This is a genomic window from Mariprofundus micogutta (assembly GCF_001895085.1).
Lineage (GTDB): Bacteria > Pseudomonadota > Zetaproteobacteria > Mariprofundales > Mariprofundaceae > Mariprofundus > Mariprofundus micogutta.
In genome coordinates, this window is sequence record NZ_BDFD01000011.1 from 38,012 (window position 1) to 64,275 (window position 26,264).

Below are 26,264 nucleotides of genomic sequence, written 5' to 3' on the forward strand. Positions count from 1 at the left end.
ATGCATGAAAACATCGGGAGATAACTGATCAGAGTTTTTGCTGGCAATCCAGTGCAGCCAGCTTATAACACTCAGCCAATGTGGGATAATTGAATACATTGGCGACCAGATCGTGAACTGTACCGTTGAAATGCATGAGCAGCTGACCGGTATGGATCAGCTCACTGGCATGTTCTCCAACAATATGCGCGCCGATAAGTTTGTGGCTTTTAGCATCAACAATCAGCTTCACCAGACCATTGGCATCACCGATAATCTGACCGCGAGCACTCTCTTTGTAGAAACCGCGGCCTACCACGTAATCAATTTTATCACGCCTGGCTTCTTTCTCGGTTTTGCCCACCCATGAAATCTCCGGAATAGCATAAATCGCCATCGGCAGATTTTCAGGCATGGACTGACCTGTTTCACCAAAGGCGTGCAGCACAGCTGTACGTCCCTGTTCCATACCGGTTGAAGCCAGCGCCGGTCTGCCTATCAGATCGCCCACAGCATAGATGTGCGGCACACTGGTCTGAAAATGTTCATTCACTTCAATCCAGCCCTTATCCAGTTCAAAACCAACTTTGGCTGTATTCAAACTTTGTGAGTTGGGCTCACGTCCAAGCGCATAGAGAACAGCATCGCTATACAGTTTCTTGCCTGACTCCAGCAGCGTCAAAGTACGACCCTCTTCTTTACGAATAGCAACAACGCGCTGTTTCATATGCAGCTGCACACCCATATTTTCAAATGATTCAGCCAACACACCGACCACATCTTCACTGAGGTAAGCAAGCAGTTGTTCATGCGAATCAACCACGCTGACCTCCACACCAAGAGCTGCAAAAATGGATACAAATTCACAGGCAATCACACCGCCGCCGATCACCACCAGACTTTTCGGCAATCTCTTGAGCTTCAGAATTGAAGTCGAATCCAGCACTGTCTTCTTATCAAACGGCACATCAGACGGACGCCGTGGCCTTGAGCCTGTTGCCAGCAAAATCACGTCAGCTGATAAACGTTTGAACGTACCCTTTGAATCAATCACCTCAAGCGTATGCTCATCAACAAACGATGCTTCGCCCGGAATAAGAGCAGCGCCCGATTTAAGCAGGCGTTTTACGATTACCGACTCCTGCTGAGTAACCACCATATCTTTACGACGCATAGCAGCTGCCAAAACACCGTAACGGGAGCTGGTATGCCCCTCGCGCATGCCCTGATCACTGCTTCTCGATGACAGGTAAGCGGCTTCACGCAATGCCTTGCTGGGAATAGTTCCCGTTTGCAGACCTGCGCCACCAATACTTGGTTTGCGCTCAATAATTGCGGCGGTTTTGCCCATGCGAGCAGCCTGCCAGGCGGCGTGCTGTCCGGCAGGGCCCGAACCAACAATCAGGACATCGTAATCGCGTCCTGATTCATTCATACAGGCGATTCCAGACTATCCATGGGTTGAAATTCGGATGGATCCTGTTGAGCCATGTGTTCATAGGTTGCCCAACGCAGATCAACAGATTCCTGAGCCAGCTTCATCAGACGCTCTGATTCTTCCGGATCATTCTTCTGCAGCAATTTGTAACGCATCTCGGTGTAGGCGTAGTCCTTCACCTTCATCGTTGGAGTTGGAGAATCGAGAACAAACGGTCTTTTGCCAGCCTGACGCAGCATCGGGTTGTATCGAATCAGCGGCCAGTAGCCGGATTGCACAGCTATATCCTGCTGATGCAGGCCTTTGGTCATGTCGATACCGTGGGCGATACAATGGCTGTAAGCCAGAATAATCGATGGTCCCGGGTAATCTTCGGCTTCGCGCATGGCCAGCAATGTCTGCTGCGGATTGGCTCCCATGGCAACTCGTGCCACATAAACATTACCGTAGGAGATCGCCTGCAGAGCCAGATCCTTTTTACCCACCGGTTTGCCCGCCGAAGCAAATTTGGCTACCGCACCAATCGGTGTCGATTTGGAGGCCTGACCACCTGTGTTCGAATACACTTCGGTATCGAGCACCAGTACGTTGATATTTCGTCCGGATGCCAGCGCATGGTCGAGTCCGGATGAACCGATATCATAAGCCCAGCCATCACCACCAATCAGCCAGACACTGCGACGTACCAGATGGTTGACCACAGTAAGCAGATTTTTCGCCTGCGGTGTATCCATGCCTTCAAGCACCAGCTTCAGCTTCTCCACACGCTCACGCTGCTGGGTCACCTCATAACCGATGCTCTGGTCAGCATGAATAATTTCGTCTACGAAATAATCATCAAACTGGCCACGCATCTTATCAAGCTCCTGCTTGGCCATATGCGTATGGTGATCGGCCGCAATACGCATACCCAGACCGAATTCCGCGTTGTCTTCAAACAACGAATTCGACCAGGCAGGCCCACGCCCATCCTTGTTCGACGTCCATGGCGTTGCAGGCAAGTTACCACCGTAAATAGAAGAGCAACCTGTGGCATTTGCAACCAGCAGGCGCGGTCCGAACAGCTGCGTCAGCAGACGCACATAAGGTGTTTCACCACAACCGGAGCAGGCTCCCGAAAATTCAAACAGCGGTTCGAGGAACTGAGTACCGCGCACGGATGAATAATCAATAGTCGCACGGTCATTCACCGGCAGCGTTTCGAAAAATTCCACATCTTTACGCCCCTGCTCCATGAGTGGTGCTTTTGCTGTCATATTAATGGCTTTCTTAGTTTTGGATGCATCTGTCAAATCGAAAGCCGGGCATGCGTTCACGCACATTTCACAGCCGGTGCAGTCTTCCTGATAAATTTCCAAGGTATAACGTGTTTCCGGGAAGCCGCGCGCAGAAACTTCTGCAGAGGGGAAACCTTCCGGAGCCTTGGCCAGATGGTCTTCATGATAGAACTTGGCACGAATCACGCTATGCGGGCAGACAAAAGAACAGTTACCGCACTGGATACATACATCCGGCTCCCACTTCGGCACAAAATCGGAAACATTGCGTTTTTCCCACTGCGCAGATCCGGATGGATAAGTACCATCCACAGGAACCTTGGAAACAGGCAAATCATCACCTTTACCAGCCAGCATCGGAGCAATCACGTCCTGAACAAACTCCGGCGCACGTACCGGCACCATCAGATCCATATCATGGTGGCTGGTAGTAACACTGGTAACTTCAACCTTGTGCAGATGATCAAGGGCAGCATCTACAGCCTTGAAGTTCTGCTCAACCACATCCATACCTTTACGGGCATAGGTCTTCTCAATGGCCTTTTTAATCTGTGCAATCGCTTCATCACGCGGCAACACACCCGACAGTGCAAAGAAACAGGTTTGCATGATGGTATTGATACGACGCCCCATGCCTGCATTGCGGGCAACGGTCGAGGCATCAATCACGTAGAATTCTACATTCTTATCAATAATCGACTGCTGCACATGTTTCGGCAGGTCATTCCATACCTGATCGGCCGGAGTCGGGCTGTTAAGCAGGAATACGCCGTTCTGTGCCGCCTTATCCAGCATCTCCACCTGATTGATAAACGATGCTTTATGGCAGGCAATAAAGTTTGCTGAATCCACGAGGTAGGGGGCTCGAATCGGATCAGGACCGAAACGCAGGTGAGAAACAGTCTGAGAACCTGCCTTCTTGGAATCGTAAACGAAATAACCCTGACAATGCAGCGGTGTATTTTCACCGATAATCTTGATGCTGTTTTTGTTGGCCGAAACAGTTCCATCGGAACCCAGTCCGTAGAACAATGCACGGGTCACATTGTTCGGCTCAATGATGAAGCTATGATCCACTTCCAGGCTGGTAAAAGTTACATCATCATTAATGCCAACCGTGAAGTTGTTCTTCGGATTATCTTTCTTCAGCTCATCATAAATGGCTTTCACCATGGCCGGGGTAAACTCTTTTGAAGAAAGCCCGTAACGGCCACCAATCACATGCGGCAGTACCGCCATGTCACCGACCATAACCGACTCGGACAGCGAAGCCATAACATCCTGATACAGTGGCTCCCCGCGTGCGCCCAACTCCTTGGTGCGATCCAGTACGGCGATTTTTTTCACTGTCACCGGCAGCGCTGCAATCAGATGTTCGCGAGAGAACGGACGGAACAGGCGTACAGTAATTACACCCAGTTTCGCACCCTGTGCATTGAGCACTTTGACTGCCTCTTCAATCGTCTGGGCACCAGAACCCATAACTATGATGACAGATTCGGCATCTTCAGCGCCAAAATAATCAAACAGATGATACTGACGTCCCGTCAGTTCAGCCAGCTGATCCATAGATTCCTGTACCATGCCCGGCACTGCATCATAAAACTGATTGGCCGATTCACGGCCCTGGAAATAGACGTCCGGGTTCTGTGCGGTTCCGCGGATAAACGGATTGTCCGGGTTCAGTGCACGACGACGATGTTCATACACCAGTTCATCATCAATCATTGCCCTGATCTGATCATCAGAAATCAGGCTGATTTTGTTGATTTCATGTGAGGTGCGAAAACCATCGAAAAAGTTCATAAACGGTACACGTGCTTTCAGTGTTACCGCGTGGGCAATCAGGGCTGAATCATGCGCTTCCTGCACAGAGGCTGAGGAGAGCATGGCAAAACCGGTCATGCGTGCTGCCATGACATCCTGATGATCGCCGAAAATGGACAGTGCCTGCGTAGCCAGTGAGCGGGCTGCCACATGGAATACGGCTGAAGTCAGCTCACCTGCAATCTTGTACATATTCGGAATCATCAGCAGCAGGCCCTGCGATGCAGTAAAGGTTGTTGTCAGCGCACCGGTCTGCAATGCACCGTGGGCAGTACCCGCAGCACCACCTTCAGATTGTAATTCCATCACATCCGGAACCTGGCCCCAGATGTTCTCCTTGCCCTGAGCTGACCATTGGTCGCACAGCTCGGCCATATCTGAAGAAGGTGTGATCGGATAAATCGAGCAGATTTCGCTGACCCGGTAAGCGATATGGGCAACACCAGTGCCGCCGTCAAATGTAACCTGTTTGGCTTTGTTATTATCTGTCATCGTAGCCGATCCTTATTCCTGAACTGCTTTGTTTGCGTTTTCATCAACCATTTCAATCGCATGGCATGGGCACTGCTCGAAACATGAAGCACAGCCTGTACATTTGTCATAGTCGTACAAATAGCGCTTACCTTTACCGAGCTTGATAATCGCATCTTCCGGGCAAGAACCGTAGCAACCATCACATTCAAAGCAGTTGCCGCATGAGAGGCAGCGTTTGGCTTCAAACAGCGCCTCTTTTTCACTGTAACCTTTGAGAATTTCTTCGAAACCACCGAGGCGCGATTCAGGCGAGAGTTCACCCTGTTTACGTTTCGGCGCTTCAGTGCTGTACCAGAGCTGTAATTTTTCATGCTCAACAATCGGATGTTTGGCTGCAGGCTTGTAGCTTTCGCCACGCAGCCATGCATCGATATAACGCGCTGCTTTTTTGCCATGCCCGGTTGCAATGGTCACTGAACGCTCGGATGGAACCATGTCGCCACCGGCAAATACACCTTCAGCACCGGTCATCATATTCGGGCCAACGTTGACCGTGCCATCCCAGTTGAATTCAATTCCTTCAACCTGCTTGAGGAAGCCGGTATCAGTATCCTGCCCTACGGCCATAATCAGCGCGTCAGTTTCAAGAGTTTCAGTTTCACCAGTAGGTTGCGGGCGTCCATTCTCATCCAGCTCCATCACCTCAACGGTCATGGTGGTGCAATCGATCTCTTTGATCGTACGCAGCCAGTTAATCTTCACGCCTTCTTCAATAGCCTCATCAGCCTCAAAATCATGCGCTGGCATGCTGGCGCGGTCACGACGATAAATAATGACTGCCTCTTCAGCTCCCAGACGTTTGGCAGTGCGCGCCGCATCCATAGCTGTATTGCCTCCGCCGTAAATCGCAACGCGACGCCCCAGCTGCAGATCTTCACCATTTTCCACACTTTTCAGAAAGCTCACCGCATCCATCATTTTACGTGCATCGCGGCTCGGAATTTCGATATTTTTACTCAGATGTGCACCTACTGCGATAAATACCGCATCGAAATTACCTTCAGATTTTTCTTTTTCGATATCATCAACACGATAATCCAGTGTGATTTTGACACCCATATCAACAACACGCTGAATCTCCTGATTCAACTCGGCACGCGGCATCCGATATGCTGGAATCCCAAAGTGAATCATGCCCCCGGCTACCGGGCCAGCTTCACGAATTTCCACCTCATGGCCAAGACGAACCAGATGATAGGCCGCTGACAGACCCGAAGGACCTGCACCAACAATCAATACGCGCTTGCCACCTGCAGGCGCATCAAACTCAGGCTTCCAGCCTTTCTCCATGGCCAGGTCACCAAGGAAGCGCTCCACGGCATGGATGCTCACGGTATCATCGGTATAATTTCGATTACAGGCTGTCTCACACGGATGATAACAGACACGACCGTGAATGGCCGGAAACGGGTTATTCTCCAACAGTTTTTGCCAGGCCGCCTCATATTCTCCGGCCTGCGCCAGTGCCAGCCATGCCTGAATATCTTCGCCTGCGGGACAGGCGTGATTACACGGTGGTAAAAAATCCATATATACCGGTTTTCGCGAGCGGTGCGCTCCAGTTCCGGCATCATGTTTAGTCAGGTCAAGACTACCTGTCATATATTTTTTTGAGCTCATAAAGTCACTCTCACATTCAAAAATATTCGTATACCAACGAGGCGAACAACTATAATCTAAAATAGCCTGAAAGAGTATAATACAAAAAGGGCTATTTCGGTTTTGTCGAAGCCAGTCCCGCGTCCTGCCATGCCGACCAGTCACCATCCAGATGCTGGACTTGAGTAAAACCATGTTCTATCAACTTCGCTTCCACCATTCCTGCACGCATGCCCGAATAGCAGTAGACTATGACGGGCTTGTTTTTAAACGCCGTAATTTCTGCCAGTCGTTCCTCAATTTCGCGGTGATCGATGTTGATCGCATTGCCGATATATCCTTCGCTGTATTCACCCGGTGTTCGCACATCCAGGATTAACATCTCTTCTTGCGCAGCCATGCGCTCAAGCAGTTGCTGTTGGCTTACTTTTTCAGCGCTACTTTCAAACAGCGTGCAGGCACACAGCAGGCTGAACAAGCCGATCAAAAGAAACCCGGATGCAGATTGATTCATAATTTCTCCTTTAGGGAAGTGCAGATTCATTCAGTGCTTCCGAATTTATGTTGCCCGCATGGCAATAAGTCATCATCTCCTAAAATCTCACCGTATAAGGCAACATTCACATATTATTCATTTATTGGCCATAAAGTTTCGACCGAACAGACACTATGAGAAGGGGTGCACCAATGAATACGCTACGCTTAGGCTTGATCATTTTCTTCGCCATACATCTGCTACCCAGTGTAAAACCACTGTATGCAGCTTTGAAAAACAAGCTGGGCGAAAAAGCATTCAAGGGGCTTTTTGCACTGGTCTCGCTTGCCGGCATGGTGCTGATAGTGATGGGTATGGGTGAAGCTGAGTTTGTTGATGTCTACGAGCCACCATCATGGGGAAGGCACGTAACCAGCCTGCTGATGCTGTTCGCACTATATGGTGTGATTGCTGCACAAATGAAGTTTCCAACCAGTATCAAAACAGTAAGCGCTCATCCCATGCTCTGGGGTATTACAGCATGGTCGACCGGTCACCTGCTGGCCAATGGTGATCTGGCTTCTGTCACAATGTTTGGTGCATTTCTGATCTACTCACTGTTTGCCATGTTCTCAGCCAATCAACGCGGTGCCCGGCCTTCTGCTGGCCCACTTACCTTTAAAGGCGATGGTATCGTACTGGTCATCACTGCCGTGATTTACACACTAATTATGTTCTTCCACGCATCCATCGCGGGCGTGCCAATCATGGAGTAGTCAGGCGCCCCAACTCTCTGCGGTAGCTCTCTACCATGCCTGCCCATGATTTCCCGGCAATATCGGGAATATCTGTACGGTATTCATCTATATTGTCCGCGACGCGCATAATCATAGCAGCGATGGCAATCGCATCGTGCTCGGCTTCGCATTCATAAGAATCTGACAACAAGTTTGTAGAAATATACTCAGGATAGGCCAGGCGATTCGGCGCAACAGGTACGCATCCCGCGGCTATCGCCTCGAGCATGGCAAGGCCCTGAAAATCATGCAGCGCAGTGGAAAACACGATATCTGACTGCTGTAATATTTGCAGATAGGCATTCCTGTCCTCGATATAACCCCAGCTTAGAATCTGCTCTCCGAATTCATTGTTTATCATTGCAAAGGCATCCGGTCGCTTACGGAACTGCTGACCCAGAATGTGTATTTGAAAATCCAGCCTGCAACGAGATAGCTCTTTTAATACCAGATAGAGACGCTCGGGTCCTTTGTCGTATTCCCAGCGATGGTTCCAAACCAGTGTGACTGGCAGATCGCCCCTGGTTTGCCTGTGCTCAACGCATATATCATCAACCGGTACGGCAAGCACGGCGCTTTTATGCTCCAGTATTTCAAGTGCTGATAACGGCGCATGATCGGGCATCTTTTTCAATAGTCCTGTTGCACCCAGCAGAAATGTCTTGCGGTTGTATTCCGAATTGAACAACAGACGGTCTGCTGCCATCGCACTGTAGATTGAAGTGATCTGTGCTTCGACACTGCTATGGGCATGGCCTGACTCAGGGTAAGCGAACTGGTTTTCATGAAAATAAAGCAGAGTCGGTGTTGCCGCGAGCTGGTAAACCAGGCCTCTCAGGGTGGCAAGATCAACCATTGATGTGGCAACAATAAGATCGAATGGTTGCTGCAGTAGGTCTTTTTGCTCTGTAGCCCAGGAAAGGGCATTGCCACGAATCCGCCATGAAAAATGCCTGTCGGGCAGCGTTAAAACCGTCCACTCATGTTCGTTGAGATGCGTTACCAGCCCCCGCCGCCATTGCCTGTGGCTGGTTGCATCATAAGCGGAGAGCAAAAGGATACGCATGCCCTATTGTTCGATATTTCCAGGCCTTCCACAACGATGAAATTGGTTTATCAGTGCCCGATCAGTTCTAAAATCAATCCCCTGCGATCTCAGGAACAGAATAGTCACTGGCATGACTCAGATCATTCATATAAATGATTCCACCATGCGGACGATTTATATTTGTTTGTTGATAAAGAAATGCGAAAACGTCCTCAGCCTGCTCAAGAGAAACCATCACTGTGATAATATCCTTTTCGGTCCTCTGCCCCAGGCTGTGCTCCGAATACATCGCGGATTTTCCGATACCACTTGCCACGTGGAAATCTGCAGAAGCTGTCCCATAGGTTTCATACAGAGCCTTTATAGCCGGCTTCCCCAAACCCTCAGGCACGATACATGTAATCAGTTTGTTTGCCGTCTTCATGTCTTGATTCCCAGCTCAGCCAGAACTTCCGGGTGCACGTATGTAGCAGCTTTTTCCAGTTTTGTGACATAGATATAACCCATACCCGGCGTATCCAGCTTTCCGGCCAGGAACATGGATTCAAATACCTGATCGATCTCCCCATCAGGCACCAGAATATTGATCACCTCTTTTTCTACATCCACGGCAACGCTCAAAATACCAAGCAGTTCATGTGCGCCAACGCCATGTGCAAAATGGACCGTAGCACCCTGGGCACCAACATCCTGAGCAGACCTTATTACGTCATCAGCAAGTTTTCGTTGCACCATGCAGGTCACCAGCGATACGTCACTCAATGTAATTATATTACGTTGGCTCATATTGAATTTCTCCCATTGGTTTACTTTTCGGTGTATGTTCATCCACCTGCTTGTGGCGACGTTTCACCTTCCAGCTCACCCATAAACCCGTTGTCAGCACTGAAATTATCGGTGCAATAGAGGCCATGGACAAAATGCCAAAGCCTTCGACCACATCCACGGCATTACCCAGCCCCAACCCCATGGCAAGGACAAGTGGAACCGTAACCGGACCTGTCGTAACACCTGCACTATCCCATGCGATGTTCACATACTCTTCCGTGGAAAAAAGCGTTAGCAACAAAGCCAACAGGTAGAGTGGAATCAACATATAGGCCAGCGGGAAATCAAAGGCGATTTTCATCACTCCCAGCGTAATGCCTGTGCCCACGCCCAATGATACGGCATACATCAGCATGGATTTCCTGAAGCTGCCCTGAGTCAGGTTTTCCACAGTCATGCCCAAGGCATTGAGGGCCGGTTCAGCTAACGTGGCGCCAAAACCCAGCAGCCAGGCAAAGATCAGGGCAATGGTCATACCGAGCGTGAATGAATAGAGCGGTGAATTAGCAATCGTATCAATTAAGGCGAAAGCTCCGGGCAACATGGCTCCAACCATTGCTCCGATTTTCCCCAGACCAAATGTCAGGCCGAGGTTAAAAATAATCATACCCAACACGCACAGCGTAATGCCATACATGACAATGGCCAGACGGCTTAAATCTTCACGAATGACAAATTTCATAACTATCATCAAAAATACAACCAGAGGAACAATTGCTTGCATGCCACCAAGGATTTCCTGCCCCGGAGTCACCTGATACCAGACTGACTGCTCAACTGAAGCGGAAGCCGCCGACAACTGTTGGGCTGCAAGAATAATCGCTTCAGGCGTCGTATTGCTCGCAACAAACAGCGCCAGCAACAGCACACCCAAAATTGGAAACAGCGATGCCATGGTAACAATACCGAAACCAGCCAAAGGTGATTTTCCTTTGCCTGCTGCCTCAGCCATACCAATGCCCAGAGCCAACACCAATGGAACTGTTACCGGTCCGGTTGTGACTGCGCCACAATCCCAGGCAAGGCCGATGACCTGCGAAAGGTTCGCATCAAGCATACAGACAACCGTTAACAACAATGTTGGAATCAATGCCGCGAATATCAATGGCTTCAGGCTCCACCCATTCAGCAGCCTGAGCGTACCCAATACAGTAGCAAGACCAACACCGACACCTACAACCAGCACCAGCGTGCCTGACCACTCATTCAGCAGGGCATACAAATAGGGTGCCTTTTCAACATCGACAATAGAGCCTGCTGTTTTCAGAGCCCCGATAGCAGGCTCAGCAAAGGTCACACCAATGCCCAGCAGCATGGCAATCAGCATGACAACCGGCAGCTTGGCTTTGGCAGGCAGTGTTACGCCAATGGCCTCACCAAAAGGCATAAGGCCTCGTTTCAAGCCTTCCATGAACAACATCAGGCCCAGAATAATCGCTGCCACACCGGCACTTACGACGATTGGGTCAGATAAGGACTGGTGCAACACCAGCACTGTAAATATGGCGATATAGAATACCAATGGCAGAACTGCCTTCATCTGCTCAACCAGCATATCCCTGGTGTATGGAAACAGTAACCTGAACCAGTCAAGCACCCGCAGCCCTAAACCCGGGCCGGCCCCATCTGTTTCCGCTTTGATTTTAAGCTGTTCGGATACAGCGTTGAAACTTACAGTCGTCTGATTAACACAGGTATAACGCAAGTATGTAGAAAACCTGATGCTCTCAGCACTACTGCCTGAATGCTCCTCATTCATGCACGGCCCCCTAGGGATTTTTCTTATGGGGAAGCAAGAATTAAGCCATAAACTGCTTGTGCCTGATTGAAGTGTCGTGTTCTGGAAATGGATTGAGCCGGGCTTAACCCGGCTCAGCATCTGTTATTTTTTCATTTTAGAGATTTTGCTGCCTTCAAAGGTAAGATTATACATCAGCCCCTTATTGGAGAAGATAAATCCGATAATCGGATCTTTGATGGTATTCGTATCAATTTCACCACCGGCACCGACCGTAATCAGTGCAACACTGCCATCCACACCAGCCTTCCATCCATCACTGGCCTTGAAAGCCTTAAGTGCATCTCGGGTCATAAACATAATCACCTGAGATTTCATCTGGGCCCCCAGCTGAAAGCCGATAGAAGCAGCGGCAGTATTATAATAACCCGTGGTTTTTCCACCTTCACGCATCGCGCCTTCACCATATTCACCTCCGGCAACAAAACCGGCCTTGAATACTTCGGGGAACACCAGAATACCCACAGCCTTTCTCGCCAACTCCTTACCGGATTTTACCTGTGAATAGAAAGTGGAGATGGTCGCATTCACCTTGGCATCAATCTCTGCCTTGCTTGCCGCATCGGCAGCAGGAATGCTGTGTAGACCAAATGCAAGGGTCAAAAGAACTAAAATGGAACGAATCGTCATAGTTTTCATATGAACCTCCTTTTGTTCCTGTATCAATACTATAGCAAAAATAGACCTGTTTGTCCGAGCTGAGTGTGCCTGAATGCAACGGTATCTGTCGAACAAGGCCCCTGCAGACCCTTGCTTAACCCTGCAGCAATCTGATCGTAGCCTCTGCCGAAATTTTGTCGATTTCGATCATCACTTCACAATGTTCATCAACCTCATCTATCGGCGTCGGATCATCTGCACAGCTGCATCCGGCAATAATGCTTTTGTAGAATACTCCTGCCTTCACATGGATGAAATCATCGGACTCCCAGGTTTTAAGTACCATAGCTTCAATATCACGATCCAGTGCATAGCTGCCTGTTGTAAGCCCCTGCTGCAGAGGCAACTCATTAACCGACAGCCCTTCTATCTCCCTCTTGAGCACCGTCTTAAAATCGGATGTTCCCCTTGCGCTAAGCGCTTGCGTGAACTGGCTCATAGTTTACACCTCACAGGCAGTGTCGCCGACACTCACCAGATAATTACAACATAAGTGATTAGAGCAGTGTATCTATACATAAACTCATCCCCTGTTTGCATAAGATTATTTGCTTAATGATTGCATAAAACAGACTAAATATAGATGGTTAGTCTTTAGGCTTTTCAGGAGACAATATGGTCAAGCATATCGTAATGTGGAAATTGAGAGATAAGGCTGATGCGGCGGAGATCAAAACGCGGCTGGAAGCTTTGGCTGGCAAAATTCCGGGACTGATCAGGATCGAGGTCGGAATTGATTTTCTGGAGACAGAACAATCAGCTGATGTTGTACTCTATTCAGAGTTGGCAGATAAAGCTGCGCTGGAGATTTATCAGGCACACCCGGAACACGTAGCAGTCATTCCACTTGTGAAGGGTGCAGCAATTGCCCGTACCGTGGTTGATTACGAAGTTTAATCTTCTCTGCCGATGAGAAGGTCATCGTAAGGAGATTTGAAAATCTCCTTCTGAAGCAGAGCTCGCAACTTATCGATACCTATGCCTTTTGAACTGGAGGTTGGCATCGGGCTAAGCATACCACCCATGGCTTCAGTCATCTCTTTCAATCGCTTGGCGCGACTATTGCCGGACAGTTTGTCGGCCTTGGTGGCAACAGGAATCCAGCGTAGTCCCACCTCATTCAGGTATTCGATCAACTGCATATCGGAATCTTTCGGTCCATGCCGGATATCTAGCAGCAGCAACACCAGCTTCAGATCGGAATGAGCCAGATAGCCATCAATCATACTGATCCAGCGCTTCTGTTCTTTTTTCGGCGCGCGTGCATATCCGTAACCCGGCAGGTCCACCAACATGACTTGCTCATCCACTTCGAACAGATTCAGCAATCGGGTACAGCCCGGATTCTTGGAGGTCTTAACCAGACCTTTGCGCCCGAACAGGGCATTCATCAATGATGATTTACCCACATTGGAATGGCCGGCCACTGCAATTTGGGGCAAATCGATGTCTGGAAACATCTTCGGATCGGCAACCGACTGCACAAAGTGTGTATTCGGCCAGTGGATGGCCTTTTTTTCCTGATCACTGCTCATGGCGCAAAGCTGACGATTGCCGGGATCAGTAGCAAGCAGCAGTGGAGACAGTGAATAAGGCTGGTGGATTGATATCGATTCAGTATGATTGCCCAATATTTAGGCAGCAGGATAGATAAACCCCATGAGTAACAAACTACTTCCCGGCTTCAAGCTGGGAGATCATCAAATCGATGTACCACTGGTGCTGGCCCCCATGGCCGGTATCACCGACCTTCCATTTCGCAAAATCTGCAAACGCTTTGGTGTCGGCCTTGTGGTCACCGAAATGATCGCATCACGCGCAATAGATATGGGTCGCGTTCGCACTGAGCGCATGGCTGAGCTTGGTGCCGATGAACATCCGGCATCAATTCAGATTGCCGGCTCCGATCCGGTCTTTGTCTGTGAAGCCGCGCGCTGGGCCGTTGATCATGGTGCAGACTTTGTCGATATCAATATGGGCTGCCCGGTGAAGAAAATCTGCAAACAGACCGCCGGATCCGCCATGCTCAGAGATGAACCGCTTGTCGCACGTGTACTGGAAGCCGTGGTTAAAGCAGTGGAAGTACCGGTAACATTGAAGATTCGAACCGGCTGGGATGACTCTTCCAAGAATGTTGAAAATATTGCACGCATCGCCGAAGAGTCAGGCATTCAGTTGCTCACTGTGCATGGTCGCACACGCGCACAAATGTTTCATGGGCATGCCAGCTGGGAAGATATTGGCCTGGCCAAAGCAGCCGTTTCAATCCCTGTGATCGGCAATGGCGATGTGGTTGGTGCTGAGTCAGCTAAAGAAATGATACGCATTTCCGGCTGTGATGGTGTGATGGTGGGTCGCGCCGTACAAGGAAATCCATGGGTGCTGGGCGAAGTCTACGCCGCCCTTACCGATCAGCCGCAACCAGCCCCACCTACTGCTGAGCAGCGCTGTGCTATTGTGCTTGAACATATGCACAATCTTGCCGAGCACCACGGTGTTCAGTTTGCCTCCAAAATGGCCCGCAAACATGTGCTCTGGTACAGCAAGGGCCTGAGAGGATCTGCAGATTTTCGTAGTCATTTTCAAGTCATGCCTGACTGGCAGCAGATGCTCGACAGTGCTGAAGCCTATTTCCTTAGCCTTGCTGAAGATGATCATGCCGGCGAACTGGCGCATGCCGCCTGATTCCGTAGCTCTCTCGGCACTTCCCTTGCCGATGATTTTGCTCGACCATGACTGCCGCATCACTCAAACCAACATTCTGGCTCAGGAAATGCTGGGGCATTCAAACAAACATCTGATCGGCCTGCACCTGAATGATATCTTTTCACCCAAAGCCGAGATTGATGAGTTATTCAAACGTCTGACTCCTCACAGCAGTGTTTCCAGCCATCAGATTTGCATACTTTCAACACGTATGCCGGCATCTCTTCATATGAGTTCACATGAAGAGGGACTATCCGCGATCATTGTCCCGGAAGCTCATCGTGTGGAAGTCGACCAGCATACCAAGCGCCATGAGATGGCCGAAGCTGTGGCACGCATTGCATTGGAAATGGCACATGAAGTAAAAAACCCTCTGGCTGCACTTCGCGGTGCAACGCAGTGGTTATCCGAACAGGATATGTCCACCGCTAGTCGCGAGGCAGTCGAACAGATGCTGGTCGGGGTAGATCGCATTCGTGATCGAATCGATAATTTTCTACAGGTTGGCCCACGTGCATCTGTGCAGATGGAACTGACCAATATTCACACCCTGATTCAGGATGTCATCCAGTATCAGGATGGGATTCATGTCGGTCGTGTTTTTGATCCCAGCCTGCCGGAAACCATGGTGCATCCGGCCAGATTCAGGCAGGCACTGGAAAACCTGTGGCAGAATGCTGTGGAAGCAGCCGACAATAGAATCGAGTGGCAAACACGCATGGCACCGCTGGTGCACCTGCCCGGGCATCATGGTCAGGTGATTGAAATCGCGATTACCAACGACGGCGCAACAATCCCGGAAGAGCTGCAGGATCGCCTGTTCGAGCCTTATGTCACAGGCAAAAAACGCGGCAGCGGGCTGGGTCTGGCACTGGTTGAACGCGTCATGGTTGAGCATGGCGGCCGGGTAAAATTGAAGAGTGAAAATGGGCGCACTACGCTGACATTACAGTTGCCGGTCAAGCGTGAAATAACAGAGGAGAACCAGCCATGAAGGCATTGGTGATAGATGATGATGAAGGAATCCGCTGGATTCTGGATCGGGTACTGCAGGAAGAGGATTTGGAAGTCATTCAGGCAGGCTCTATCGGAGAAGCCGAGGCAGCACTGCTCGATCACGACATCGGCATTACGTTTCTGGATGTTTACCTGCCAGATGGCAATGGCATGGATTTTCTCGCGACCGGTGCATTGACGATGCCGGTTGTGATGCTCACTGCAGAAACAACCTTCGGCCATGCCGCCGAGGCCTATCGTATCGGTGCTATGGAATATCTTCCCAAACCGTTTGATCTCGATGAAGTGCGTCAGCTGGTTCAGCGTGTACGCCCGGTAAAAGAAAAACTAAAACCGGCCCACGCCGAAAAAAAGGACCTGATCATTGGCCGCAGTCAGGCGATGCAAAATCTATTCCGCACATTAGGGCGGGTAGCCGCATCCGACCTGACAGTATTGATTACCGGTGAATCGGGAACAGGCAAGGAGATGGTCGCTAAAACTCTCCACGAACGCAGTCAGCGATCCGACAGCGCGTTCATTGCTATCAATACCGCAGCTATTCCTGCTGAACTGCTGGAATCAGAATTATTCGGCCACGAAAAAGGCTCATTTACCGGAGCCGACAAGACGCGTGAAGGCAGGTTTGAACAGGCTGACGGAGGCACACTGTTTCTTGATGAAATCGGTGATATGCCGGCAGCTCTGCAGGCCAAGTTGCTGCGCGTACTGGAAGAGGGACGCGTTCAGCGTGTCGGCGGCAGCCAGTCAAAAACGGTGAATGTGCGTCTGCTTGCAGCGACCCATCAGCATCTTCCGAAAAAGATTGCCAAAGGAGAGTTCCGCGAAGACCTCTATTACCGTCTGAATGTTATTCCTGTGCATATTCCACCACTGCGCGAGCGCCGTGACGACATTCATGAACTGGCCAACTTTCTGCTGGATCAGGCTGTTGAAGAACTGGGTATGAAAGCCCCGATCCTGCTCGATGATGCAGCCGATCTGTTAAGTCGTCATGACTGGCCCGGCAATGTGCGTGAATTGAAAAATGTCATGCGCAGGCTCGCAGTGCTGACACCGGGAGCCAGCATCACACTGTCCGATGTGGCTCTGGCACTTGGCAATGTGGATAATATGCAAAAGGGTGAAGAAACCCTCTCCGATGCGGTTACGCGCTGTACCCGCAGTTATCTGAATCAGCTTGGCTATGCGCAGGCTATCAATCTGCATCAACACCTGCTTGAACAGGTCGAACCACCGCTGTTGGTACTGGCGATGGAAAAGTGTAACGGTAATCAACTCAAGGTTGCTGATATGCTTGGGCTGAATCGCAATACCGTGCGAAAGTTACTGCGTAAATACGATATCGATCCGCAATATTTTCGTTAGAGTAAAGACTTGGGCATGTTGCTGTATTCATCCCCGGTTATCTTTAGTTCTTTTACGGAAAAGAACTAAATAATGCCTGCGATAGCCATGCCTGCGGCATAACCTGATGACCAGGCCCACTGGAAGTTAAAACCTCCCAAATGGCCAGTCACATCTACCACTTCACCGATAAAATATAGACCGGGAACTTTATTGCTCTGCATGGTTTTCGATGAGAGTTCATTGGTGTCGACGCCGCCAGTGGTCACCTCGGCAGTACGGTAGCCCTCCGTACCATTGGGCTTGAGAGACCAGCCCTGCAGTGTCTCCAACACCTGTTCCAGCTGTCTGTGATTGAGTTGCTTCAAACGAAGCTCGCGCAAATCTGCATCGAAAAGCAATTGCACCAGCCGCTTTGGCAATATTTCTGAGAGTGCCGTTGCCAGCTGCGCATCCGGCCTCTGTTGAGATTTCTCGGCAAGCAAGGCCCTGACATCACAGGCCGGAAGCAGATTGATACAAAGACTATCGCCAGGCTGCCAGTAAGATGAGATCTGCAGCATGGCCGGGCCGGAAAGACCTCGATGGGTGAACAGCATGGCTTCAGTGAATGCAGTACCTCGATTTGATACTGTGACATCCAGTGAGATGCCAGCCAGCGTCTGCAAACGCTCTTTCTCTTTTCCTGTAAATGTGAACGGCACCAGGCCCGGATTCGCCTCTATCACATTCAATCCGAAGGCCTCGGCAACTCTAAGGCCAAACGCACTGGCACCCATTTTGGGAATGGAGAGCCCTCCGGTTGCAATCGCTACCGACGCTGCACTGAAATCACCCTTGTCGGTCTTCACTACAAACGATGCATGCTTTTCCACGCCATGGATTTCTGTATTCAGCATGAATCGGCTTCCGAATTCATGACATGGTTGCAAAAGCATATCGAGAATATCACGTGCTGATTCGTCACAGAACAGCTGACCATGCTCACGCTCATGATAAGCTATGCCGTTCTGCTCCACCCAGGAGATAAAGTCCGCTGCTGAGAAACGTGCCAGAGCCGATTTACAGAAATGAGGGTTTGCCGAAATAAAGTTAGCCGGACCAGCAAAACGGTTGGTAAAATTACAGCGCCCGCCACCGGAAATCAGAATTTTCTTGCCAGCCTTTTCGGCGTGATCGAGTACAAGCACCGACTTGCCGAACCCGGCAGCCGTACCGGCACACATCAAACCTGCAGCTCCTGCGCCGATCACGATCAGATCTACATCTTTCATGCCCTTATGCTGCCCGCAAGACCAGCTTCAGGCACGTTTCATCTTCACTTCAGAATCCGCTGTAATGATTGACCGGATAGAGCGTCTAATCTTCAGTAGCAGGAGGTTTGATGAGAAAAATTATATTGATGTGGATGGTGATGATCATGGTAGCTCCCGCAATCGCAGCAGAAAAAACAGAATCGGCCACCTTTGCCGGCGGCTGTTTCTGGTGCATGGAGCATCCTTTTGATGAATTGAACGGTGTAATATCAACAACTTCCGGTTATGTCGGAGGCAGCAAAGAGAACCCGACTTATGAGGAGGTTTCCGCTGGCATTACCGGCCATACCGAAGCCGTACAGATTGTTTTTGATCCCTCAGTAGTCAGTTACAAGGAACTGCTGGATGTCTACTGGCGCAACTCCGATCCAACCACGGCAAATCGCCAGTTCTGCGATGTTGGTACACAGTACCGGCCTGGTATCTTCTATCATTCAGAAGCACAAAAGCAGGCTGCCGAAGTTTCAAAGGCAACCCTGATGCAAAACAAATCCTTTAAGGAGGATATCGTTACAGAAATCACCGCTGCAGGCAGTTTCTGGCCCGCTGAGGATTATCATCAGGACTATTACCTGAAGAATCCGGTCCGCTATAAATTCTACCGTTATAACTGCGGACGCGATCAACGTCTTGAACAGCTATGGGGTAAAAAATGAAACGCCGGACATTTATACAGGCTGCGCTTGCAGCCTCAGTTCTGGCCGGTTTATCTCGTACAGGTTTTGCCGGCAATGAAAGGAAATCCGCTATGATTGATAAGATTGAAAGAAGTGAACAACAGTGGGCTGACATACTCACTCCCGAGCAGTTCGAAGTGTTGAGGAATGAAGGCACAGAGCGCGCATTCAGCAGTCCGTTGAACAAAGAGTACGGCAAAGGCACCTATACCTGCGCCGGCTGCGATTTGCCTCTCTTCGATTCTGAAAGCAAATTCGACAGCGGCACAGGCTGGCCGAGCTTTTTCCAGCCTATTGAGGGAAACGTTGAAACCAAACGCGATTTCAAACTGATTCTGCCACGCACTGAATACCACTGTGCCCGCTGCGGTGGCCATCAGGGCCACGTGTTTAATGACGGTCCGCAACCTACCGGTCAACGCTGGTGCAATAACGGCGTAGCATTGAAATTCATCCCGGCCTGAGCCGGTTCAGGCGCTGATGCTTCAAAACGCCATCAATCAGTAAGCGATAACAGACTGAGGATATTTCCGGCTTCTCTGATCGGCCTTTAAATGTCAGAGTCGGCTCATGACTGAAACACGTGCTACAGCGCAGGTTTACCACGTCGAACTGGGTCCGCGCTCCTATGATATTCACATTGAACCCGGCTGTCTTGATGACATCGGTCCGGCTATGGCTGGCCTGTTTGAAAAACCGAGCCGCTGTATGGTGGTCAGCAATGTCACCATTGCACCGCTATATATGGATCGCCTGCGCGCCTCATTGAAACAAGCCGGGTGGCAGGTTAGCGAATGTATTCTGGCTGATGGAGAGCGATACAAAACCATGGAAAGTTTTGCTTTCATCATGGATGCACTGATGGATGCCAAACTCTCTCGTAATGAACCTGTCATTGCGCTTGGTGGTGGTGTTGTCGGCGACATGACCGGCTTTGCCGCATCCTGTTACCGCCGCGGTATTCCCTTTATTCAGGTGCCAACCACTGTGCTGGCTCAGGTGGATTCGAGCGTTGGCGGAAAAACTGCCATTAATCATCCGCATGGGAAAAATATGATCGGTGCATTTTACCAACCCCGACTGGTCTGGGTGGATTCACTGGTGCTCAATACGCTGGAGCCGCGTGAGGTGAAAGCCGGCATTGCAGAAGCCATCAAATACGGTCTGATTCGGGATGCCTCTTTCTTCGACTGGATGAACAGCAATATGGCTGCAGCACTTGATCTGGATGCCTCCGTACTCAGTAAAATGATTCATACTTCATGCCGCCACAAGGCGGAAGTCGTCATGGCTGATGAAACCGAGCAAGGGGTGCGCGCGCTATTGAATCTGGGCCATACCTTCGGCCATGCCATTGAATCGATGACCCATTACAGCACCTATCTGCATGGTGAAGCTGTTGCCATCGGCACATTGATGGCCGCCCGCCTATCCGAGCAGCTAGGATTTTCCGGGAACGGTATCGAAACACAAATCAGAGCCATCTTTCAAGCGGCCGGACTTCCGGTTGATGTTCCTGCATTTGATGCCGAACACTGGCTTGATGCCATGGGACACGATAAAAAGAATGTCGGCAGTCGTATCCGCTATATTCTGCTCAGAGGCATTGGTGAAGCATTCCTGGCTGAGGATGTGAAACCCGATGCCATTCGACATCTGATTGATTCGTACCAGTCAACATGATGAGTGTGGCGTTCGCATATCACCGAAAAGCAGCTATACTGAATATTGCTTTCATAACGTGTATAAACGGCATGACTGGCAAGGGGGAGTAGGGCATGGAAATCCCGTCCATATATCCGGATAAGGAATACCACAGTAATTTAATCCAACCCTCAGGCTGTATGGGCCGGATGGAAGATATTGCGGCCTGGTTCTCGACGCGCCAGGGCAAAAAGATTCCTGATGCTATCAAGCCAGCCGTAGTCCTGTTTGCATCCGATCATAATATTACATCAGATGTGGATTATGGTGAGTCCACAACTACCGCCGAACGGACACATGCTGCCCTTGATAAAAACTCGATCATTCGCAAGCTCTGCAAACAGGGAAGTGCTTCGCTGCTTATCGTTGATCTCGGCGTGCGTGAGAAGCTTGCTGACATGGATGATCTTGAACAAGCAAAGATACGCACAGGTTCAGGCAATATCGCACAGGAAGCCGCTATGGATCAGGGAGACTACTGGGAAAGTACGGGTATCGGCGAAGAGATAGCCAATCGCATGATAGCTGATGGCGCCAACCTGCTTATTGCCGGTTCTATTTCTGCCAACAATGAAGTTTCTGTTGCAGCCATTATTTCCGAACTGGTAGGCCTTTCCCCGGAAGAGGTGCTGCGCTCCAGTTCTAATGGCAGTCCTGAAATTTACGCTCAGGAGCTGATCGCAGTTGAAGCGGCCCTTAGTCGCACACAGGGCACGCCATCGCATGATATTCTGCGTGAGCTCGGTGGCTTTGAACTTGCCGCCATGGCCGGATTCTATCGTGCTGCCGCACATCAAGGCGTACCTGTACTGCTTGATGACCTTGCATCCACTGCCGCCGCTCTTGCCGCTGCAGCATGGGATGTACGTATTGCAGGCTGGATGCTGGCCAGCCATGTCTCCTCTGATAATGCCGGACAAAGGCATGCCATCGATGACCTCGGTCTGGAGCCATTGATGGAACTTAACAAGAGCATCGGGGAAGCCAGAGTCGCAACACTGCTAATACCGGTTATTCAATCTGCTCTTTCACTACAAGCCGGACTGGTGTCGCTGGAAGATTAACGGCTTGTTCACACTGTTGTTATAACGCTGCAATACCCTTAAGCCAGTTGGCATTGGCTTTACAACTCTCTGCGCTAGCTTGTGACTCAATACTATCAGGATGGTAAACATGACAACTTGGACATGGATCGTATTCAGCTTTGCATCGATCGCCACATTAACAGGCCTGTGTCTCTCGATCAGGCAAAAGGCATCAGTACTGACCAACAGAGGTGCTGTTCCTGAACATTTTGCAGAGAAAGTTTCTCTTTCGGCACATCAAAAGGCTGCTGATTATACCACTGCGAAACTGGGGCTGGGCCGCATCGCCCAGGTTTTTAGTCTGCTCTTGCTGGTACTATGGACCATTGGTGGCGGCCTGGAATGGCTGGATGGTCTGTCGCGTTCATTCGGTCTTTCTGAAGTCTGGACAGGCGTCAGTGTGCTGTTGCTGTTCTTCCTCATCGGCCAACTCTTGGAACTGCCGCTGGAGATTTACGGAACTTTCTCCATCGAATCGCGTTTCGGCTTTAACAAGATGACTACCGCCCTGTTTATCTCTGACATGGTTAAACAGCTGGCTCTGATGCTGGCCATCGGCGCACCTATTGCCTGGGTAATCCTGACGCTGATGCTTGGCGCAGGAGAGCTGTGGTGGCTCTATGCATGGGGTTTCTGGACAGCATTTATGCTGCTCATGATCTGGGCATATCCGACATTCATCGCGCCCCTGTTTAACAAATTCGAACCGCTGCCTGATGGTGAAATGAAATCAACGATCGAAGCACTGCTCAAACGCTGCGGCTTTGAAAGCAACGGACTTTTTGTGATGGATGGCTCGAAACGCTCTAACCATGGAAACGCCTACTTTACTGGGCTTGGCAATGCCAAACGTATCGTCTTTTTCGATACCCTGCTCAAGCAGCTTCAGCCGATTGAAACCGAAGCAGTACTGGCGCATGAATTGGGGCACTTCCATCACGGCCACGTCAAAAAGCGACTGGTCATCATGGTATTCTCAACATTGATCGGTTTTGCCCTGCTCGGCTGGCTCAGTGCGCAGAGCTGGTTTTACACAGGGCTGGGCATTCAGACCCCATCCAGCCATATCGCCCTGCTCCTGTTTATGCTGGTGATGCCGGGATTTACCTTTGCATTATCGCCAATCATGAGTTTTTTCTCGCGCAAGAATGAGTTTGAAGCCGATGCTTATGCAGTGACCAACAGCAGCGGCGAAGCCCTGGCCAGTGCGCTAGTAAAAATGTATGAGGATAATGCCAGCACACTTACGCCTGACCCTGTCTACAGTGCGTGGAATGATTCACATCCGCCTGCACCTATTCGCATTGCCAATATTGAACGGCTTCTCAAAACAGCAACTTAAGCTGGTTTTGTTTGGATAGTGAAAGACATGCATCGCGGACCAACAGGATTGAGTGTGGCTGAAGAAAATGTGTTAGCCCACGGTTAGAAAGCTTCCGGAACTTTGTGCGATGCCGCATAAAAAAGCCGGCTGCAAATGGCAACCGGCTTAATTAAAAAACGTCAACGTATTTCAGGATGAGACATCACACTATTGCTGGTTTCCTAACAGATAGATATCCACTCTGCGGTTTTTATTGCGACCTTCGACTGTTGCATTATCGGCAATGAAAGCAGTGGCGCCATGACCTGTAGCAGTGATTTTATCGGATGTTATACCGGCTTTGATCAGCACATCTCTGACCGAATCCGCTCGTGCCTGACTCAGGGTCAGCTGCGAATCATAGTGATGGGCTGACTTCTGTTTACCATCATACCCACCAATCGGCTCATCATCACAGTACCCGCGCACAGCAATACGCTGATCGTTCTGCTGCGATTTGAATTTTCCTGCTGCCTTCATCAAGGCAGAACGTGCACCTGGTGCCAGACCAGTCTGTCCGGATTTAAATGTAATTCTAACCCATAGCTGCTCACTTACCGGCTCAGCAACAGGGGTTGGTTCGGGTTCGAGCTGAGCATTAGCAGCCTCCGGGACAGATTCCGGCTCGGCCGTCACAGTCTCAGGAGCGCTCTGAACCGGAGTCTCATGAGCGCGCTCTTGTCTGATGGGTGTCCCGTCCGGATGAGCATCAAACAAAAATTCATCAATTGTGGCACAGCCGGAAACCAACGGCAGTAATAATACGATGAGATAGGCTTTTAACTTGGACATATGTCCCCCCTCTGGTTCAAGGTTAATCAGGTTCAGTTTTGCTTCAGCGACTCCAACGTTGCCCTCTGCTCAACCACTGCTTCACGAAGTGCCGCCGCTTCAGCTTTTAAGCGCTCATTTTCCGCCCGGGCTGCGGGATCAACCTGATTGTCGTTGCTTGCGCAACCGGAAAGCAAGGCAAGACAAGCGGCCAATATTACGGTTCTGAACATGAAAACCCTCCTGGTTACAGAATTCTCCGAGCCTAATCACTTTTCCATCTGGCGAGGTGATATCAGTCACAAACTTATTCGTAGACGGCACGCAGTCCCTGCAAATAGCGGTCACCCCGATTCAGTTTTTCTTCAAGAATGGCATAAGGGTCTTCGCCAAGAGCCTGAACCGATTCGTAAGCATAGGTCTTTTTTGCATCTTCGGTCAAACGACCCCAGTCAGAGGCATCAATAATACCATCGCCGGTCAGGTCAAATTTGGCATCAACCGACAGGCCTCCGGCAGCCCAGAGCGGGGAAACAAGAAAAACTGATGCAAGGATGGTGATGCGAAACAGTTGCTTCATCATCACCATCCTCATATCAGACCTGCTTAGTAGCGGTAGTGGTTTGGCTTGTACGGACCTTCAACCGGAACGCCGATATAATCAGCCTGTTCCTGTGAAAGCGGCGTCAAGTTTACACCAACCTTGGCCATATGCAGACGTGCAACCTCTTCATCCAGCTTCTTGGGCAACGTGTACACTTCATTCTTGTACTCACCGGTCTGCGTGAACAGTTCGATCTGAGCCAGCGTCTGGTTGGTGAAGGAGTTGGACATTACGAAACTCGGATGTCCGGTTCCACAGCCAAGGTTCACCAGGCGACCTTCAGCCAACAGCGTGATGCGGTTGCCATTCGGGAAGATGATCTGGTCTACCTGTGGTTTGACGTTGTCCCACTCATATTTCTTCAGGCTTGCTACATCGATCTCATTATCGAAGTGGCCGATGTTGCAGACAATCGACTGATCTTTCATGGCAATCATATGGTCGTGCGTAATCACGTGGTAGTTGCCGGTGGTGGTGACAAAGATATCACCCTGTGAACATGCATCATCCATATTGACTACACGGTAACCTTCCATAGCTGCCTGCAAAGCACAAATCGGATCGATTTCAGTAACCCATACGGTTGCGCCCATGCCGCGGAATGCCTGCGCACAGCCTTTACCCACATCGCCATAACCGAGCACTACGCAGATCTTGCCTGCAATCATCACGTCGGTAGCGCGCTTGATGCCGTCGAGCAGTGACTCACGACAACCGTAGAGGTTATCGAATTTGGACTTGGTCACAGAGTCATTCACATTGATGGCAGGAAATGGCAGTTCACCGCGCTCAAACATCTGATACAGACGATGTACGCCGGTAGTGGTCTCTTCAGTTACACCGCGTATCGCATCGCGACGGCTGGTGTAGTAACCCGGCGAAGAAGCCAGACGTTTTTTGATTGATGCAAAGAGGGCTACTTCCTCTTCGGAACCCGGATTATCCAGTACAGATGCATCCTGCTCAGCCTTGGCGCCCAGCACCAGCAGTGTTGTTGCATCACCGCCATCATCAAGAATCATGTTCGGTGTGCCACCGTCATGCCATTCCATGATGTTGTGGCAGAACTCCCAATACTCATCCAGCGTCTCGCCTTTGTGAGCAAAGACCGGGATACCTTCGGCAGCAATCGCTGCAGCAGCGTGGTCCTGTGTAGAATAGATATTGCACGATGCCCAACGCACTTCCGCACCGAGGGCTGTCAGTGTTTCAATCAACACACCTGTCTGGATGGTCATGTGCAGTGAACCTGCAATACGCGCACCCTTCAAAGGCTGTGATGCTGCATATTTCTCACGTGTTGCCATCAGGCCGGGCATTTCAGTTTCAGCAATAGCCAGCTCTTTGCGACCCCATGCAACACATTCAGCGGACATATCCGCTACTTTATAATCTGTAAACTCAGACATTCTCA

At 50.2% G+C, this 26,264-nt stretch carries 26 protein-coding genes; 10 read left to right on the forward strand and 16 right to left on the reverse strand.

The features are described 5' to 3' along the window. Positions 1-28: 28 nt before the first annotated feature. From sthA to MMIC_RS07255, 4 genes are all read right to left on the reverse strand, one after another. Positions 29-1,414, reverse strand: a complete 1,386-nt coding sequence (gene sthA / locus MMIC_RS07240) for a Si-specific NAD(P)(+) transhydrogenase (protein WP_072659800.1) — start codon at positions 1,412-1,414, stop codon at positions 29-31. Then, positions 1,411-5,013 carry a pyruvate:ferredoxin (flavodoxin) oxidoreductase gene (nifJ, locus tag MMIC_RS07245; protein ID WP_072659801.1) on the reverse strand — a complete coding sequence of 1,201 codons (3,603 nt, stop codon included), beginning with the start codon at positions 5,011-5,013 and terminating at the stop codon, positions 1,411-1,413. The genes sthA and nifJ overlap by 4 nt, the downstream gene beginning before the upstream one ends. A gap of 12 nt (positions 5,014-5,025) precedes the next feature. Continuing rightward, a complete protein-coding gene (locus tag MMIC_RS07250) occupies positions 5,026-6,675 on the reverse strand; it encodes an NAD(P)-binding protein (protein ID WP_072659802.1) in 1,650 nt (549 codons plus the stop codon). 91 nt (positions 6,676-6,766) lie between these two features. Further along, positions 6,767-7,168, reverse strand: a complete 402-nt coding sequence (locus MMIC_RS07255) for a rhodanese-like domain-containing protein (protein WP_072659803.1) — start codon at positions 7,166-7,168, stop codon at positions 6,767-6,769. 173 nt (positions 7,169-7,341) lie between these two features. Between MMIC_RS07255 and MMIC_RS07260 the strand changes: the two genes are divergently transcribed. Then, positions 7,342-7,905: an NnrU family protein gene (locus MMIC_RS07260; protein WP_072659804.1), complete on the forward strand. Its 564-nt coding sequence runs from the start codon at positions 7,342-7,344 to the stop codon at positions 7,903-7,905. On the opposite strand, the gene MMIC_RS07265 is transcribed toward MMIC_RS07260, so the two are convergent. From MMIC_RS07265 to MMIC_RS07290, 6 genes are all read right to left on the reverse strand, one after another. Next, positions 7,895-8,992 (reverse strand): tRNA-queuosine alpha-mannosyltransferase domain-containing protein, encoded by a 1,098-nt coding sequence (locus MMIC_RS07265; RefSeq protein ID WP_072659805.1) that lies wholly within the window; start codon positions 8,990-8,992, stop codon positions 7,895-7,897. The two genes, MMIC_RS07260 and MMIC_RS07265, sit on opposite strands and share 11 nt — an antisense overlap. A gap of 73 nt (positions 8,993-9,065) precedes the next feature. Next, positions 9,066-9,398 (reverse strand): hypothetical protein, encoded by a 333-nt coding sequence (locus MMIC_RS07270; RefSeq protein ID WP_072659806.1) that lies wholly within the window; start codon positions 9,396-9,398, stop codon positions 9,066-9,068. Further along, positions 9,395-9,760, reverse strand: a complete 366-nt coding sequence (locus MMIC_RS07275) for a P-II family nitrogen regulator (protein ID WP_072659807.1) — start codon at positions 9,758-9,760, stop codon at positions 9,395-9,397. Before MMIC_RS07275 ends, MMIC_RS07270 begins: the two co-directional genes overlap by 4 nt. Beyond that, the gene (locus tag MMIC_RS07280) at positions 9,747-11,561 is read right to left on the reverse strand and encodes a DUF1538 domain-containing protein (RefSeq protein WP_072659808.1); all 1,815 of its coding nucleotides are present in this window, start codon (positions 11,559-11,561) and stop codon (positions 9,747-9,749) included. The genes MMIC_RS07275 and MMIC_RS07280 overlap by 14 nt, the downstream gene beginning before the upstream one ends. 123 nt (positions 11,562-11,684) lie before the next feature. After that, entirely contained in the window at positions 11,685-12,230 is a 546-nt protein-coding gene (locus MMIC_RS07285) for a BPSL1445 family SYLF domain-containing lipoprotein (RefSeq protein WP_072659839.1), read from the reverse strand. A 124-nt stretch (positions 12,231-12,354) separates the two neighbouring features. Then, a complete protein-coding gene (locus MMIC_RS07290; RefSeq protein WP_072659809.1) occupies positions 12,355-12,699 on the reverse strand; it encodes a hypothetical protein in 345 nt (114 codons plus the stop codon). A 176-nt stretch (positions 12,700-12,875) separates the two neighbouring features. On the opposite strand from MMIC_RS07290, the gene MMIC_RS07295 reads away from it, so the two are divergent. After that, on the forward strand, positions 12,876-13,157 hold the full coding sequence (locus MMIC_RS07295; RefSeq protein WP_072659810.1) for a Dabb family protein: 282 nt from the start codon (positions 12,876-12,878) through the stop codon (positions 13,155-13,157). On the opposite strand, the gene yihA is transcribed toward MMIC_RS07295, so the two are convergent. Next, positions 13,154-13,891 carry a ribosome biogenesis GTP-binding protein YihA/YsxC gene (yihA, locus tag MMIC_RS07300; protein WP_227819408.1) on the reverse strand — a complete coding sequence of 246 codons (738 nt, stop codon included), beginning with the start codon at positions 13,889-13,891 and terminating at the stop codon, positions 13,154-13,156. The genes MMIC_RS07295 and yihA overlap by 4 nt on opposite strands. Before the next feature lie 28 nt (positions 13,892-13,919). Between yihA and dusB the strand changes: the two genes are divergently transcribed. The 3 genes from dusB to MMIC_RS07315 are packed head-to-tail and all read left to right on the forward strand — an operon-like array spanning position 13,920 to position 17,351. Continuing rightward, a complete protein-coding gene (gene dusB, locus MMIC_RS07305) occupies positions 13,920-14,945 on the forward strand; it encodes a tRNA dihydrouridine synthase DusB (protein WP_072659811.1) in 1,026 nt (341 codons plus the stop codon). After that, entirely contained in the window at positions 14,917-15,960 is a 1,044-nt protein-coding gene (locus tag MMIC_RS07310) for a two-component system sensor histidine kinase NtrB (RefSeq protein WP_227819409.1), read from the forward strand. Before dusB ends, MMIC_RS07310 begins: the two co-directional genes overlap by 29 nt. Further along, positions 15,957-17,351, forward strand: coding sequence for a sigma-54-dependent transcriptional regulator (locus MMIC_RS07315; protein ID WP_072659812.1), 1,395 nt, complete (start codon positions 15,957-15,959; stop codon positions 17,349-17,351). The genes MMIC_RS07310 and MMIC_RS07315 overlap by 4 nt, the downstream gene beginning before the upstream one ends. A gap of 65 nt (positions 17,352-17,416) precedes the next feature. On the opposite strand, the gene MMIC_RS07320 is transcribed toward MMIC_RS07315, so the two are convergent. Then, entirely contained in the window at positions 17,417-18,604 is a 1,188-nt protein-coding gene (locus MMIC_RS07320; RefSeq protein WP_072659813.1) for a BaiN/RdsA family NAD(P)/FAD-dependent oxidoreductase, read from the reverse strand. 110 nt (positions 18,605-18,714) lie between these two features. Between MMIC_RS07320 and msrA the strand changes: the two genes are divergently transcribed. From msrA to MMIC_RS07345, 5 genes are all read left to right on the forward strand, one after another. Next, positions 18,715-19,302 (forward strand): peptide-methionine (S)-S-oxide reductase MsrA, encoded by a 588-nt coding sequence (gene msrA / locus MMIC_RS07325; protein ID WP_072659814.1) that lies wholly within the window; start codon positions 18,715-18,717, stop codon positions 19,300-19,302. Continuing rightward, entirely contained in the window at positions 19,299-19,787 is a 489-nt protein-coding gene (gene msrB, locus MMIC_RS07330) for a peptide-methionine (R)-S-oxide reductase MsrB (RefSeq protein ID WP_072659815.1), read from the forward strand. The genes msrA and msrB overlap by 4 nt, the downstream gene beginning before the upstream one ends. A 106-nt stretch (positions 19,788-19,893) precedes the next feature. Continuing rightward, entirely contained in the window at positions 19,894-21,006 is a 1,113-nt protein-coding gene (gene aroB, locus MMIC_RS07335; RefSeq protein WP_072659816.1) for a 3-dehydroquinate synthase, read from the forward strand. Positions 21,007-21,101: 95 nt separating this feature from the next. After that, complete coding sequence (locus tag MMIC_RS07340; RefSeq protein ID WP_072659817.1) at positions 21,102-22,091, forward strand: nicotinate-nucleotide--dimethylbenzimidazole phosphoribosyltransferase; 990 nt, start codon at positions 21,102-21,104, stop codon at positions 22,089-22,091. A 109-nt stretch (positions 22,092-22,200) separates the two neighbouring features. Then, entirely contained in the window at positions 22,201-23,454 is a 1,254-nt protein-coding gene (locus MMIC_RS07345) for a M48 family metallopeptidase (RefSeq protein ID WP_072659818.1), read from the forward strand. 189 nt (positions 23,455-23,643) lie between these two features. Here the strand turns inward: MMIC_RS07345 and MMIC_RS07350 are convergent, their stop codons facing one another. From MMIC_RS07350 to ahcY, 4 genes are all read right to left on the reverse strand, one after another. Next, positions 23,644-24,267, reverse strand: coding sequence for an OmpA family protein (locus MMIC_RS07350; protein WP_083530505.1), 624 nt, complete (start codon positions 24,265-24,267; stop codon positions 23,644-23,646). Positions 24,268-24,299: 32 nt separating this feature from the next. Next, positions 24,300-24,479 (reverse strand): hypothetical protein, encoded by a 180-nt coding sequence (locus tag MMIC_RS07355; protein WP_072659819.1) that lies wholly within the window; start codon positions 24,477-24,479, stop codon positions 24,300-24,302. A 74-nt stretch (positions 24,480-24,553) separates the two neighbouring features. Further along, entirely contained in the window at positions 24,554-24,829 is a 276-nt protein-coding gene (locus MMIC_RS07360; protein ID WP_227819410.1) for a hypothetical protein, read from the reverse strand. Positions 24,830-24,852: 23 nt separating this feature from the next. Then, positions 24,853-26,259, reverse strand: coding sequence for an adenosylhomocysteinase (gene ahcY, locus MMIC_RS07365; protein WP_072659820.1), 1,407 nt, complete (start codon positions 26,257-26,259; stop codon positions 24,853-24,855). Positions 26,260-26,264 lie beyond the last annotated feature (5 nt).